General features: G+C 66.2%; 9 protein-coding genes. 2 read left to right on the plus strand and 7 right to left on the minus strand.

What is annotated here, in order from left to right:
- Positions 1–14 precede the first annotated feature (14 nt).
- The 7 genes from SB4_RS06545 to SB4_RS06575 all read right to left on the minus strand — a co-directional run bounded on the left by SB4_RS06545 (position 15) and on the right by SB4_RS06575 (position 10,451).
- Entirely contained in the window at positions 15–374 is a 360-nt protein-coding gene (locus SB4_RS06545) for a hypothetical protein (protein ID WP_058751915.1), read from the minus strand.
- Between the two features lie 9 nt (positions 375–383).
- Entirely contained in the window at positions 384–1,913 is a 1,530-nt protein-coding gene (locus tag SB4_RS06550; RefSeq protein ID WP_058751916.1) for a L,D-transpeptidase family protein, read from the minus strand.
- 130 nt (positions 1,914–2,043) lie between these two features.
- On the minus strand, positions 2,044–3,837 hold the full coding sequence (locus SB4_RS06555) for a family 43 glycosylhydrolase (RefSeq protein WP_058751917.1): 1,794 nt from the start codon (positions 3,835–3,837) through the stop codon (positions 2,044–2,046).
- Entirely contained in the window at positions 3,834–4,514 is a 681-nt protein-coding gene (locus tag SB4_RS06560; protein ID WP_058751946.1) for a DUF6445 family protein, read from the minus strand. The genes SB4_RS06555 and SB4_RS06560 overlap by 4 nt, the downstream gene beginning before the upstream one ends.
- A gap of 213 nt (positions 4,515–4,727) precedes the next feature.
- Positions 4,728–7,724 (minus strand): TonB-dependent receptor, encoded by a 2,997-nt coding sequence (locus SB4_RS06565; RefSeq protein ID WP_058751918.1) that lies wholly within the window; start codon positions 7,722–7,724, stop codon positions 4,728–4,730.
- A gap of 193 nt (positions 7,725–7,917) precedes the next feature.
- Positions 7,918–9,453, minus strand: a complete 1,536-nt coding sequence (locus tag SB4_RS06570; protein ID WP_058751919.1) for a tryptophan halogenase family protein — start codon at positions 9,451–9,453, stop codon at positions 7,918–7,920.
- Positions 9,450–10,451 (minus strand): LacI family DNA-binding transcriptional regulator, encoded by a 1,002-nt coding sequence (locus SB4_RS06575; RefSeq protein WP_058751920.1) that lies wholly within the window; start codon positions 10,449–10,451, stop codon positions 9,450–9,452. The genes SB4_RS06570 and SB4_RS06575 overlap by 4 nt, the downstream gene beginning before the upstream one ends.
- Positions 10,452–10,616: 165 nt before the next feature.
- On the opposite strand from SB4_RS06575, the gene SB4_RS06580 reads away from it, so the two are divergent.
- A complete protein-coding gene (locus tag SB4_RS06580) occupies positions 10,617–12,893 on the plus strand; it encodes a glycoside hydrolase family 3 N-terminal domain-containing protein (protein ID WP_058751921.1) in 2,277 nt (758 codons plus the stop codon).
- A 207-nt stretch (positions 12,894–13,100) separates the two neighbouring features.
- Entirely contained in the window at positions 13,101–14,294 is a 1,194-nt protein-coding gene (locus SB4_RS06585; protein WP_058751922.1) for a multidrug effflux MFS transporter, read from the plus strand.
- Positions 14,295–14,367 lie beyond the last annotated feature (73 nt).

Here is a 14,367-nt window from a genome sequence, read left to right on the forward strand (position 1 = left end):
AGGAATAGAACGTCTTACTGCCCGTCCTTCGGCTCGACACCCTCCGCCGGGGGCGCATCGCTGCTCGGGCTACGCTGGACGCGCGAGGTCATGCCGGTGGCGGACGCATCGTCCAGCATCTGCTGGTCGACAGTCCGCTCGGGCGGCGGGGGCGGTACGGTGTCGGCGGCCATGTTGACCGGCGCGACCGGCGCCGCATCGTTGGTCATGACCGGGGCCTCTTCGGGCACCGACATGTTGTCCTCGACGACCGACGTGTCGTTCTCGACCGGTACGGGCGGGTCCTCGGACGAGCGCGAGCAACCCGCCAGCGCCGGGAGCAACAGCCCCGCCGCGACCAGGGCCATCGCCCGCTTGTTCATCATCTTCATCATGCTTCCCCTTTAATCCTTGGTCGACTGGGCCCGCTCGGCCGAGCGGGCCTCGATCTTGCTCGCCAGCAGCGCGTCCCAGCCATAGGGGTCCTCACGGAATCCCACCTGGCCATCGGCATTGGCGAAGGCGGTCCAATAGAGCAGATAGACCGCCACCGGCTCCGCCATGGTCGCGCGCACCGTCTTGCCCGAGGCGATCGTCTCATCGATCTGCGGCTGCTGCCATTCGGGCGTCGTCTTCAGCATCAGCGAGGCCAGCTCGGCGGGCTTCTCCAACCGGACGCAGCCATGGCTGGCCAACCGGTCGAACTTCGAGAATCCGGCCTGGGCGGGCGTGTCGTGCAGATAGACCGCGAAGTCGTTGGGGAAATCGAACTTGTACCGCCCCAGCGCGCTCTTTTCCGACGATTGCTGCAACCGCTTCGATCCGTCGCCATTGTCGATCACGCGAAAACCGGCACGCTTCAGATAGCCGGGATTGGCCCTCTCCTTTGGCCACAGCTCCTTGTTGGCGATCGAGCTGGGCACGTTCCAGGGCGGGTTCAGCACGATGCTGCGGATCGTCGACACCAGCATCGGCGTCTCGTTGCCCGGACGGCCCGTGACCGCCTTCATCGACATGACCGGGTTGTCGCCGTCGAACACGGTCAGCACGGCGGCGGCGATGTTCACCTGCACGCGCTTGGCCTCCAACTGTTGCGGCAGCCAGCGCCAGCGTTCCATGTTCGCCATAATCTGGCGGATGCGCTGCGCCACTGGCACGTTCAGCACGGCGATGGTCTGGCTGCCGACGGTGCCGACCGGGTTCAGGCCATAGCGGCGCTGCGCCCGGCGGACGGCGGCGAGCAGTTCGTCGTCGAAGCGCTCGCCGGTCGTGCTGACCGCCGGGTCCTCCATCGCGAGGCGCTTGCGCAGGGCCAAGACCTGCGGCCCGCTCGCGCCGAAATTGATCGTGGTCGCGGGCAGCGACGACCAGCCGCCCGCCGCCGCCATGGCACGGTAGCGGGCCAGCCCCTTCACCAGCGCGTCATAGCCGGCATAGGGCGGCGGCAGCGAGGCGACCCAATCCGCCAGCCGATCACGTCGCACCGCATCGGCAAAGCCCGGCGCGGCATCGAAGGGCTGCGGCCGGATGCCCCAATCCTTGGTGAAGTCCGCCGGATCGAGCCGTCCGACATGGACCGCATGGGCATAGTCGAGCGCGACACGGGTCAGCGCGGCGGGCGACAGGGTGGACAGGTCGCGCGGCGGCCCCTGGCGCAACCCTTGCGCCACCTCTCCTTGCGCGATCAGCGTGGCGAGCTGGCGCATTTGCGCCTCGCTCAGTGTCGGCATCGCTGTCGGCGCAGCGACGGAGGGAGCAACGGGCGTCGTGGTGATGACGGGCGGCAGCGCCTGCCCGCCCGGCGCGGGGGGCACGATGACCGGCGGCGGCGCGACTTGCGCGATTACCGGCGTAGTCACCAGCGACCCGACCGCTACGGTGGCCAGACAGCGGGCGAAAAAAGGGCGATTCACGGAAAAAAGCGATGCGGTCATGTCGGTATGATAGCCCCTATTCGTCCTATTGTCGTCGCAGCAGCGCGCTTACGCCGCGCAATCCTACGCCAAGCTGAACCGAACGACGATCCGCCGACAAATTGGCTCCCAAAGAACCGAAAAGGGCCGATTACATCTCCTGGATGCGGCTGAGCCGCGAGACGCCATGTTCGTCGAACGCCTCGACCGCGACATAATAGCGCTGTCCCACGGTCAGCGCGCGCAGCGGCAACGCGGCCTGCTCGCCCGCCGCCACCCGGTCGGCAAAGACCTGATAGGTCAGCGCCAGCCGATCGGGCCGGATGCCCCAGCGGACATTATAGCCGACCGCACCCGGCACGCGCTTCCACCGGATCATGGCGTTGCGCGTGTCCTGCTCGCGCGTCGCGGCGGTCAACTCCGGCGCGGCGGGATCGATGCCATCGGCGTTGCCGAACACCCGCAGGTCGCTGATCGCCAGATGCGCGCCCCCGATATGGCCGTGGACATAGCGGACATAGCGTGCCCGAACCGGCGCTGGCAGCGCGAAATAGGCGTTGGGCCGATCGCGACGTGGCGCTTCGGTCCGGGCTAGCGGCCGCCAGGTGCGACCGTCCACCGACTGCTCCAGCCGGAACTCGGTATAGATGTCGGGCGCATCGCCGAAGCGGCCTGCCTTATAGTCGGCGAAGTTGACCTGCACCGCGCGCACCGTCTTCACCGCGCCCAGATCCAGGGTCAGCGTCGCGCCCGCGTCCTTGGTCGGCGACAACCAGAAGCTGCGCGGATTCTCGTCCGTCGCGTCCGATGCCGGATGCCCCGCCACCTCGCCGCTCGCCACCGCCCGCTTGCGATAGGATAGCAGCATCCAGCCGGTGAACAGCGAGTCCGGGTCGGTAACGCGCGTGGTCGGCATCCGGTGCGGGAAATCGCCGAAACGGGTCGACACACGCATCTGCCCGTCCGCCTCGAACGCGGCGGGCCATAGGCCGACGCGCCGCTCGAAGGTCCAGTTATAGCCGATCCAGGGCGTACCGGTATTCCACCAATTGCCATGCGCATCCTGAAAGGTGTTGCCATGCCCCGCCCCCTGCACGAAGCCGCCGGGCTTGTAGCCGACCGGGTTGTACGGGGCATAGGTGAACGGCCCCATCGGCGACGTGCCGACATAGGTGCCGGTCGCATAGGCATTATACTCGGTGCCCGGCGCGCCATATTGCAGATAGTATCGCCCGGCGACCTTGGTCATCCACGCCCCCTCCATAAACGGGGTGATCGGCGTGCCGTTCGGCAGCGTACCGCTATGATCCTGGCCGAACCGCTCCCAGCCATGATGCGCGGGATCGAGCAGGATGAAGGAGCGGCGCGGCGTGCCGTACGTCATCTTGCCGTCCGCAAAGCTGATGGGTGCGCCGTAGATCGGAAAGACGTTGGACGAGTTCCAATAGAGATACCAACGCTTGTCATCGTCCTGGAACAGGTCGGGGTCCCAGGGGCCGGGTGGCACCTGGCCGGGCTTGATGCTGTCCTCGAACCCCGAACGTACCGCGCCGGGCAGGGGCGGCATCCGGCGGACGAAATAGTCGAGCTTGCCGCTTGCCGGATCGCTGGTGGAATAGATGGTACCCTGATCGGTCATCGACGGCATGATCAGCAGCCGCTCCCCGTCCGAGCTGACGGCGGGCGCGACAATGCCTTGCGCGGGCCAGCGGCTGGGCGTGACGAAGCGCCAATGGACCAGATCGGTCGAGCGCCAATAACCATCGGCCAGCGTCAGGAAGAGATAATAAGCCCCCTTGAACCGCACGACCACCGGGTCCGCGCCGGTGCGATAGGACACGCCTTCGTTCACCTGCTCGAAATTATAGCGGTAATCGATGTCGACGGGATTGGCATAGGTCTGGGCGGGCACGGTGGCCGCCGCGAGGGCAAGGGACAGGATCATCGTTGCGCCTGGACGAACAGGTTGGTGGTGAGGCGGCCGGCTCGCGGATCGTCGCTGAGCGGCATGTCGGGCGGGATGATGCCCGAATGGAGCAGACTGCCCTGATAGATGACGACGCGGTCGGCCTTCGCCTCGACCAGGCCGATCTGCGCGAAGGCGGCGTTGCTGGCGTTGGTGTATCCCGTCAGCCCCGCGCTATCCTGTCTGGCGGCGGCGATGAAGGCATCACGATTGGCGGGAGTCACCCGCTCGATGCCGGTGGCGCGCTGGCGGTAGAAGGCGGTGCCGCTGCCCGGCGTATCCGACAGATAGTGGAGGACGGCCAGATAGCCGGGGTCGGCCGAATCGAAATGCGGCGCGCGCTGCACCGGGGACAGGGTGGCGGGGGCGGCGGTGACCATCGAGAAGCTACCCTCGATCCAGTCGAAGCCGTCCACCTCGAACGCGCCGCCGATGAACGGCGCGACCGTCTGGAGCAATGTGGCCGCATAGTCGTGCGCGGGACCGTCGGCGGGCGTCAGGACACGCCGGACGCCCGGATAATAGCTGTTCGGCACGTTGGGAAAGGGCGCGAGCGCCGCCGCCAGAGCGACGACGCCCGCCACATCGCCCAGCACATCGTCGACGACCACCACCGGGCTTTGTGATGGCCCGACACGCAGGAGGCGCGGCGTCACGACGCCGCCCTCCCCGCATCCCAACGGAGATATAACCCCACCGGTTTTTTGCTCATTCGGGACCACCCCGGCGCAGGCCGGGGTCCAGTTGCCATGCGATCGGCGTAGATCACCAATGCTTCCCCAACTGGGCCCCGGCCGTCGCCGGGGCGGAGCAGCGGATTTTGCTGTGCCCCTTGAAAGAAGGGCGACGACGAAAGCCGCCCTCGCGCCTCAGAACTTGTAACGCGCCCCGACCTGGAACGAGCGCGGCACGCCGGTCGTGTCGAATTCGCGCTTGGTCGGGTTCAGGCCCGAGCCCGCACCCCAGGCCGAATAGGTCCGGTTGACCGAGTCGAACAAGTTGAACGCGGCAAAGTTGACTTCCAGATCGTGGCCCCAAGGCATTTGGAAGTTCTTGGCGATACGCAGGTCGACCGAGGCATAGCCGACGATCTGATCGGGCCAGAACACGCCGCCGAAATTGCCGTAGCAGCAGGCATTCTCCGGCTTCACGGCCGGGAAGATGACCTGGCCGAAGGACGGACCCGAGCTGAACGTGCCGGTGACCGAAATCTTGGTATCCCAGGGCCCCTTGGCGATGCCGGTGCCGACGAAACGCCACTTTTCGACGCCCGCGACATAATTCCAGCCATAGGCATCCATGCGCGGTCCGTTGTAGAATTCGTCGCCCTGCAATTCCTGGGCGACGTTGCTCTTGGCCTGCTGCACGGTCAGCGTTGCGGTGAAGCCCCATTTCGAGCCGGTCACGAACGGCTTTTCGGCGGTGAAGTAGAGCGCGTTATACTCCGCCTTCCCTGCGTTCGAGCCGATGTTCAGCTTGCCGCTATAACCGGGCAGGATGCCCTGGGCGGGGAAGTTGTCCTCGATCCACTGATCGCCCTGGCTGGTATATTGCCCGCTGGGCAGGCGGTTGCCGCGCACATATTTGAAGATGTTGTGATAGCGGACATGGCTGAACGTCACCGAGGTCTGGACCACGCCCAGCCGCTTGCGGAAGCCGATGTTGAACTGGTCCGAATAGGGCAGCTTGGTATCGTTGTTGAGCAGCCAGACCTCGCCACCAACGCCCGTGGCGGTCGCCGCGGCGCGCAACGCGTCGACATTCTTGTAGTTGTTGTTCCACGCCAGCGTCGCGGCGGGCAGCGCGCCGTTGTTGGTCGCGCGGATGCTGGCGCAGCTCGGCTGGCCGGGGCCGTCGCAGAAGCTGAGCGTGACGGTCTGCTGATAAAGCTGCTTCACCGTCTCGATGCCCGACGCGATGAAGAGCGGCCGGTCATAATAGCGCCCGGCACCCGCAAAGAAGATCGTGTCGCGGTCGCCGTTCAGGTCATAGGAAATGCCGAGACGCGGCTGGAACGCCTTCCAATAAGGCTTCCGGTTGCTGCCGGTGGAGATATAGTCGTTCGGGTTGATCCCCGCCGCCTGCCAAGGCTGATAGTTGCGCAAAGCATTGGCGATGCCGGTCGGCGTGACGAACTTCTCGTTCTTCGCGTTGGTTTCGTAATCCCAGCGAAGACCGGCGTTGATGGTCAGGTGGTCGTCGACCGTCCAGTCGTCCTGCACGAACAGACCGATCTGCGTATCCTTCGCGGTCGCGGGGCGCACCGGCACCACCGAAATCGCCGCCTGTTGCGGGGTCGAGGCGTCGAAGCTCGTGAAGGTCGATGGCTGGAAATAATAGCCGCCATTGCCCAGATTGTCCTCGGCGCGCGACAGGTCGTTCAGCGAGACCTTCACGCCCGCCTTCACGACATGGCGGTCGCCGAAGAAGGTGACGTTGTTCTTGAACGTCCAGGTCTTCTGGTTGTCGAACTGCTCGAACCCATTGGTGCCGAGCTGTGCGACGACCGCGCCGGGCTTGCCGAGATTGATTTCGGGGCCGGAGCTGGTGCGCGGCGTGCCGTTGAACACGCTGTTATAGGCGATGGTCAGCTCGTTCAGCCAATGGTCGCCACGATGGTTCCATTCGAGCTGATAGAGGTCGATCTTCGACTGGAGCAGATGGCCGTGCGACGGGACCGAGGTGCCGCCGAAATCAGCCAGATTGCTTTCGCGGCGGAAGAAGCCGCTGAGATTGACCGTATCGGCCGCCGACACATAGCCGGTCAGCTTGCCGAAATAGAGACGCTGACTGAAATCCTGCGGATAGCTGCCATTATACTGATTGGCGATCGCCTGCGGGACATTCTGGGTCGGATCAGCGGACACCGTCTGGCCGAGCAGCACCGCCGCCGAGGGAGCCTTCTGGTCGGTCGCCTCGAACGCGCCGTAGATGTGCAGCACGTCCTTGATGATCGGGCCGCCCAGATCGGCGCCATATTGCTTGCGATCGAACTTGCCGAGATCGCGTGTGCCGTCCTGGTTGTTCTTCTGACCCGGACGATCGAAATATTTCGTGCCGTAGAACGAGCTCGGCTGCCACTCGCCGAACAGCGTGCCGTGATAGCTGTCGCCGCCGGTCTTGGTCACCGCGGTGATGATCGCCGACCCGGCCTGCTCATACTCGGCCTTGTAGTTCTGGGTATCGACCTTGAATTCCTGCACCGCCAGCTGCGGGAAGGGATTGCCCTGGCTGAAATTCTGGCCCGCGACGCCGCCGTGATTGACCTGGTTCTTCAAGGACAGGCCATCGATGAAGACGTTGACGTTGTCGGCGCTGACGCCGCCTGCCTGGACCTGGCGGTTGCCACGACCCGGCGTCACCGCGACGCCCGGTGCCAGCGCGGCAAAGTTCAGGAAGTTGCGGTCGCTCTGTGGCAGGCTTTCGATCTGCTGCTGCGAGACGTTGGTCGAGACCTCGGCGGTGCGCACTTCCTGGGTGCGGCGGCCGGTCACGACGACATCGCCCGAAGCCGCGCCACCGGCGGCGACCTCGCTCCCTGCGGGTTCACCGATATCGGCGGTGATGATCTGGCCGATCGGCACCACGACCTGTTCGGGTTGCTGGCCCTGAACCTCGACGCGATAAGTGCTGGGGCGGATGCCGGGGATGGTATAGTCACCCGACGCGTTGGTGCGCACGGTGATGACCTGGCCAGTGGTCAGATCGGTGATCTTGACGGAGGTGCCGGCCGAGGCGCCCTCGACATGGCCGCGCAACGTGCCCGTCGCCTGGGCATAGGCCGGTGCACTGACGACCAGTGCAGCGGCCATCGCCAGCGCCGAGATTCCACGGCTCATGCGCGCGCGATCGATAGTGGATGCCATTTCAGTCCCCTCCTTGTCATCCCTTGCCGCCCCTTCCTGCCCCCGGCCGACCTGGCGCGCACGCGCCGACCGACCAGTTGGGAGAGGCTTATGAAACCGGTTACTTGCGCGCGTAACCGGTTACAACCGTCGTTGTGAATTCCATTTCACTATCGTGACGGCTGTTGCGCAAACGTCACAGGTGACGCATCGGTCAGCCTTGGAGCGGCGGGGCCTGGCAATGGCGGGCGATGAACGTCTCATGGGTGGGCAGGCTGCTCGCCACCTCGGCGATCACCTCTTCGACGTCGCTCAGAAAGGCGGTGGTCTGTGCGTCGGGGATCATGTCGACCATCGGGTCGTATTGCGCGTCGAGCCCCTGCCCCAGCAGCACCTGCACCCAGCTTTCCTCGCGGAACAGCTCGGCCTTGCCGTGCATGAAGAAGCGTGCCGAGGAGCGGAACAGCTCGATGCGTTCAGCCAGGCTGTCGGGCACGTCCATATGGCGCATATACTGCCAGAAGGGCGTGTCCTCGCGCAGCGTCACCTTGTAATGCGCGATGATGAAGTCGCGCACGTCGCGATACTCGAAATCGGTCTGGCGATTATATTCGGCCATGTCCGCCGCGTGGAACCCGCGCCCCGGAAACAGCGCCAGCAGCCGCAGCAGCCCGGTCTGGATCAGATGGATGCTGGTCGATTCCAGCGGCTCCAGCAATCCCCCCGCCAGCCCCAGCGCGACGACGTTCTTTTCCCAGGCGCGGGTCCGCTTGCCTGGCCGGAACCGCACGGGGCGCGGGTCCCCCAGCGCCGGCGTATCGAGATTCGCCAGAAGCGTCGCCGTCGCCTCGTCGTCCGACACGAACCGGCTGCTATAGACATGGCCGTTGCCGGTCCGATGCTGCAACGGAATGCGCCATTGCCAGCCAGCTCCATGCGCGGTCGAGCGGGTATAGGGCGTCAGCGGCCCACTGCCCCGCGCGCTCGGCACCGCCAGTGCCCGGTCGCAGAGCAGCCACTGGCTCCAATCCTCATAGCCGACGCCCATCGCCTCGCCGATCAGCAGGCCGCGCATGCCCGAGCAGTCGATGAACAGGTCGCCGTCGACGGTGCGCCCATCGGCCAGCACGACATGATCGAGATGGCCATCACTTGCCCGCCGATTGGCGGCGACGATCCGCCCCTCAATCCGCTCGACCCCCGCCTTCTCCGCCCGCATCCGCAGATAGCGCGCATAGAGCGAGGCGTCGAAATGATAGGCATAGTCGATATCGGCGATGGGCGAGTTCGGATGCGCCGGATCGGGCATGGTGAAGCGGTTCATCCGCGCCGCCAGCGTGTTCAGCGCATAATGGTCGAAATGCTTCGCGCGACCCCGCGCCGCTTCCTTCAGCCAGAATTGATGGCAGTGCAGCCAGTAGAGGTCCTGCCCGATCTTGCCGAAACCGTGAATATAGCTGTGTCCCGGCGCGCGCCAGTTGCGGAACTCGATGCCCAGCTTGAAGGTCGCCTGGGTCGCGCGGACCATCTCGAACTCGTCGATCCCGGCCAGCCCGTTGAAGGTGCGGATGGCGGGAATGGTCGCCTCGCCCACCCCGATCGTGCCGATCTCCTCCGACTCGATCAGCCGGATCGTGTAGGCGCCGAGCAGCAGCCGCGACAGCAAGGCCGCCGCCATCCACCCGGCGGTGCCGCCGCCGACGATGGTGACGGTCTTGATCGGCGAATTGGGATGCGCCGCCCCCGTCATGCCGCCCCCGCCGGGCTGGTCGCGCGGATCACCAATTCGGTCGCGATGGTCTGTGTCTCCAGCGCCAGCGTCCCGCCCTCCAGCGCATCGACCAACCGGGCGACGGCGCGCTCGCCCATCTCGGCCAGCGGCGCGCGGATCGTGGTCAGGCCCAGATAACGGGCCAGCGGGATGTCGTCGAAGCCGGTGACCGCGACCGCACCCGGCACATCGACCCGCCGCTCGCGCAGCACGCTGAGGACGCCCAGCGCCATCATGTCGTTGGCCGCCACGATGCCGTCATAGACCATGCCCCGTTTGGCCATCTCGGCCATCGCCGTCACGCCCGAATCCTCGTGGAAATCGCCCTCGATCACGATCGGCTCCACCTCGGGCACCAGTCGCGCCATGGCGGACAGATAGCCCTGCCGCCGCTCGTCCGCATCGATATTGCCGAACGGGCCCGAGACATGGACCAGCCGTCGCCGCCCCTGCGCCACCAGATGTTCGACGCTCGCCGCGATTCCCGCCGCATTGTCGATGTGGAACGACGCGCGGCCCGGGCCGTGCTGGGAGTTGATCAAGACGGCGGGCACGCCCAGCGGCAGCGCCTCGTCCAGTCCGCCCGCGACCAGTTGCGGCGCCATGACGATCAGCCCGTCCACGCGGCCGCGCATCGATCGCACCGCCTGCGCCGCGCGTTCGGCATCGGCATGCATGTTGGACAGCAGCAGGTGATAGCCGCGCGCCGTCACCTCGCGGTCCATGCCGCGCACGATCTCGGAAAAGAACTCGCCGTGCAGGTCGGGTAGGACGACACCGATCGCATGGCTGCGCGACAGCGACAGGCTGCGCGCGCCCGCATGGGGGACATAGCCCAGCGAGCGCGCGGCGGCCATCACCCGCTCGCGCGTGTCCGGATGCACGCTGCTATGTCCGTTCATCGCCCGCGACACCGAGGCGACCGATACCGCCGCCTCGCGCGCCACGTCACGGATCGTGGCCGATGACTGCCTCACATTCCTCCCCTTCCCCGCAAAATGCGCGAGGAAACCCGCTATAGCATGTGTCGCATCTTGTGCGATGCCGATCGCCTGTGTAACCGGTTACACAATAGCGTCAACATCCATGCTGTAATGCGAAACGTCCGAACGTTCGCCGTGGTTTAGGGGAGTAGAAGGCCGATGTCCGACAACACCATTTCGCGCCGCGCCGCGCTGCTGGGCATGGGCACCGTCGCCGCCTGGGCGGCCAGCCCCGCCCGCGCGCTGCTGGCGCAGGCCGATGGCGCCACCCTGTCGCCTGCGGTCGAGGCGATCCTGGCCAAGATGACGCTGGAGGAAAAGGCCGGGCAGTTGCAACTGAACGCGGCCGCCTGGGGCGGCGGCGTCGCCACCGCGCTCAACCCGCCGTCCAATGGCCCCAGCTTCGAGGGACAGCTGGCCGATGCCATCGCGGGCAAGCTGACCGGCGTGTTCAACGGCAACGGCGCGGAGATGGCGCGACGGATGCAGGGCGCGGTGATGCGCGATTCGCGCCTGAAGATCCCGCTGATCTTCGCCGCCGACGTCATCCATGGCCATCGCACCATCTTCCCGGTGCCGGTCGCCGAGGCCGCCAGCTTCGACCCCGATCTGGCGATGCGCACCGCGCGCATGGCGGCTTATGAGGCGGCGGGTGCGGGCATCGACTGGACCTTCTTCCCGATGGTCGACATCGCGCGCGACCAGCGCTGGGGCCGGACCATGGAGGGCGCAGGGGAAGACCCGATGCTGGGCCAGCTCTTCGCCATCGCCCGGGTGAAGGGCTTCCAAGGCAAGAACCTGGCCGCCGACGATGCGGTGATGGCCTGCATCAAGCATTTCGCGGCGTACGGCGCGGCGGAGAGCGGCCTCGACTACAACATCGTCGACATGTCCGAGCGGACGCTGCGCGAAGTCTATCTGCCGCCCTATAAGGCCGGGTTCGACGCGGGCGCGATGAGCGGCATGGCTTCGTTCAACGAGATCAATGGCATCCCCTCGACCGGCAATCCCTGGCTGATGAAGCAGGTCCTGCGCGACGAGTGGAAATTCCCCGGCATCATCGTCTCCGACTATACCGGCGACGAGGAGATGATCGCGGCGGGCTTCGCCAAGGACGGCAAGGATGCGGCGCGCATCGCCTTCCTGGCGGGTGTCGACATGAGCATGCAGTCGAACCTGTATGCGCTCCACCTGCCCAGCCTGGTGCGTGAGGGCGCGGTGCCGCAAGAGGTGCTCGACCGCTCGGTCCGCCGCGTGCTGGCGGTCAAGCAGATGCTCGGCCTGTTCGACGACCCCTTCCGCCGCATCGACCGCAAGCGCGAAACGGCGCGTTCGCGGACCAAGGCCGCCATCGCCCTGTCGCGCGAGGCGGCGCAGAAATCGATGGTGCTGCTGAAGAATGACGGCGACCTGTTGCCACTCGACCCCGCCCGCAAAATCGCGCTGATCGGCCCCTTCGCCAACGGCCAGCATGACCTGAACGGGCCGTGGGTGGTGTATGGCGACAACAATCAGGCGATCGATCTGGTGACCGGCCTGCGCGCGGCGGGCGCGAAGAACGTGACGGTCACGCAGGGCTCGGGCGTCGAGGACGCGCTGCCCGGCGGGATCGAGGCGGCGGTCGCGGCGGCGCAAGCGGCCGATGTGGTGGTGCTGGCGATCGGCGAGAGCGAGAGCATGTCGGGCGAGGCGCAGTCGCGCACTTCGATCACCGTGCCCGCCCCCCAGATGGCGCTGGCCGAGGCGGTGGCGAAGACGGGCAAGCCGATCGTCGTGCTGCTGAAGAACGGTCGCGGCCTGGCGCTGGAGGGCGCGGTCAAGGACGCGCCCGCGATCCTGGTCACCTGGTTCCTGGGATCGGAAACCGGTCATGCCATTGCCGACGTGCTGTTCGGCAAGGTCGGCCCCTCGGGCCGTCTGCCGCTGAGCTTCCCCTATGAAAGCGGGCAGGAACCCTATTATTACGCGCACAAGGAGACCGGCCGCCCCGCCCCTGCCGGTGCGCGCGTGCCCTACAAGACCCAGTGGCGGACCGCGCCCAATGCCGCGCTCTATTCGTTCGGCCATGGGCTGACCTATGGCAAGGTCAGCTATGACGCCGCTGACGTGCCCACCAGCCTGGCCTGGGACGGGCGGATCACCGTATCGGCAACCGTGACCAACACCGGCACGCGGGCCTGCGAGGAACTGGTCCAGCTCTACATCCGCGACCGAGTGGCCAGCATCACCCGGCCGGTGCGCGAGATAAAGGCGTTCCGCAAGGTCGCGCTAGCACCGGGCAAGAGCGAGCGGGTCAGCTTCACCCTGACCCGTGCCCAGCTCGAGTTCCTGGGCACCGACCTGCGCCCGACGGTCGAGCCCGGCACCTTCGACGTGTGGATCGCGCCCTCGGCGCAGGCCGACGGCGCGCACGGGACGTTCGAGCTGGTGAAGTAAATCCGCCGTCGGAAGGGGGCGCCGCAGAACGCATCCCCCCCTTCCAGCGAAGGGCCGAATGCCGTTTAGGAAACCCAGCTAACCCTCTCCCCTATCAAGGGGAGAGAGGGGCATCAATGTCGTTCGCCTTTCGGGATTTAGCCATGGTCACCGCCACCTGGCATCCCTAGACGGACCATCATGACGGATCAGACTGAGCGCGCCCCCATGCGCGCGGGCGAATATGTCGCCTTCATCGCGGCCCTGATGGCGGTCAACGCCCTGGGCGTCGACCTGATGCTGCCAGCGCTTGCCGATATGGGTCGCCAGCTGGGGATCGCCACCGCCAACCACCGGCAATGGATCATCACCGTCTATATGCTGGGCTTCGGCGCGGGTCAGCTGGTCTATGGCCCGCTCGCCGATCGTTATGGGCGACGGCCGATCCTGCTGGTGACGCTGACCGGGTTCGTGGGCGCCAGCATCTTTGCGGCGGGGTCGCAGACCTTTCCGGCGCTGCTCGGCGCGCGGGTGTTGCAGGGGCTGATGTCGGCCTCCACCCGCGTGCTGGCGGTGGCGATCGTGCGCGACCGGTTTTCCGGCCGCCAGATGGCGCGCACCCTGTCGATCGCACAGATGATCTTCTTCCTGGTGCCGATCATGGCACCCAGCCTGGGCCAGTTGCTGCTGGGGTTCGGGCCGTGGCGGTTCATCTTCTACGCGCTGGCCGGTTTCGCTGCCTTCGTGCTGGCCTGGTCGGCGCTGCGGCTGACGGAATCGCTGCCCGTCGCGCGACGCTCGCCTTTGTCGCTGGCGTCGCTCAAGAACGCCTATCGCCTGACCCTGACCAACCGTTTCTCGGCGGGCTATGCGGTGTGTGCGTCGATGACCTTTGGCGGGGTCATCGCCTTCGTCTCCTCGGCCCAGCAAATTTTCGTCGACGAGTTCGGCGCAGGCGACCGCTTCACCATCCTGTTCGCGCTGTGCGCCTTTTCCATGGGCTGCGCCTCCTTCGCCAACAGTCGGTTGGTCGAGCGGCTGGGCACGCGGCTGATCTCGCAGTCGGCGGTGCTGGGGCTGATCGCGCTGTCGGTGCTGCATCTGGGCGTCATCGCGGCGGGACACGAGACGCTGATCACCTATATGGTCTTCCAGGCGCTCAGCATGACGTGCATCGGCCTGTGCGGATCGAATTTCGGGGCGATGGCGATGGAGCCGGTCGGCCATATCGCGGGCACCGCCTCGTCGATCCAAGGCTTCATTACCAGCGTCGGCGCGGTCATCGTCGGCTCGGCGATCGGCCAGGCCTATAACGGCACCACCTATCCGCTGGCGATCGGCTATCTGGCCATCGGGCTGGGTGTGCTCGCGCTCGTCTATCTCATCGAGGACCGCCAATTGTTCCGCGCCCGCCATGGTTAAGATGACAGGCCGTTCACTTGACACCGACCGGCGACGGGTTCTCCATCCGCGCCAACATCACCGGATCGCAGGA

Source organism: Sphingomonas sanguinis (genome assembly GCF_001476905.1).
Lineage (GTDB): Bacteria > Pseudomonadota > Alphaproteobacteria > Sphingomonadales > Sphingomonadaceae > Sphingomonas > Sphingomonas sanguinis_B.

Bases quoted from the DNA above. Each gene is read 5' to 3' on its own strand.
- SB4_RS06545 (WP_058751915.1), bottom strand. From the start codon at position 374: ATGATGAAGATGATGAACAAGCGGGCGATGGCCCTGGTCGCGGCGGGG.
- SB4_RS06550 (WP_058751916.1), bottom strand. From the start codon at position 1,913: ATGACCGCATCGCTTTTTTCCGTGAATCGCCCTTTTTTCGCCCGCTGT.
- SB4_RS06555 (WP_058751917.1), bottom strand. From the start codon at position 3,837: ATGATCCTGTCCCTTGCCCTCGCGGCGGCCACCGTGCCCGCCCAGACC.
- SB4_RS06565 (WP_058751918.1), bottom strand. From the start codon at position 7,724: ATGGCATCCACTATCGATCGCGCGCGCATGAGCCGTGGAATCTCGGCG.
- SB4_RS06570 (WP_058751919.1), bottom strand. From the start codon at position 9,453: ATGACGGGGGCGGCGCATCCCAATTCGCCGATCAAGACCGTCACCATC.
- SB4_RS06580 (WP_058751921.1), top strand. From the start codon at position 10,617: ATGTCCGACAACACCATTTCGCGCCGCGCCGCGCTGCTGGGCATGGGC.
- SB4_RS06585 (WP_058751922.1), top strand. From the start codon at position 13,101: ATGCGCGCGGGCGAATATGTCGCCTTCATCGCGGCCCTGATGGCGGTC.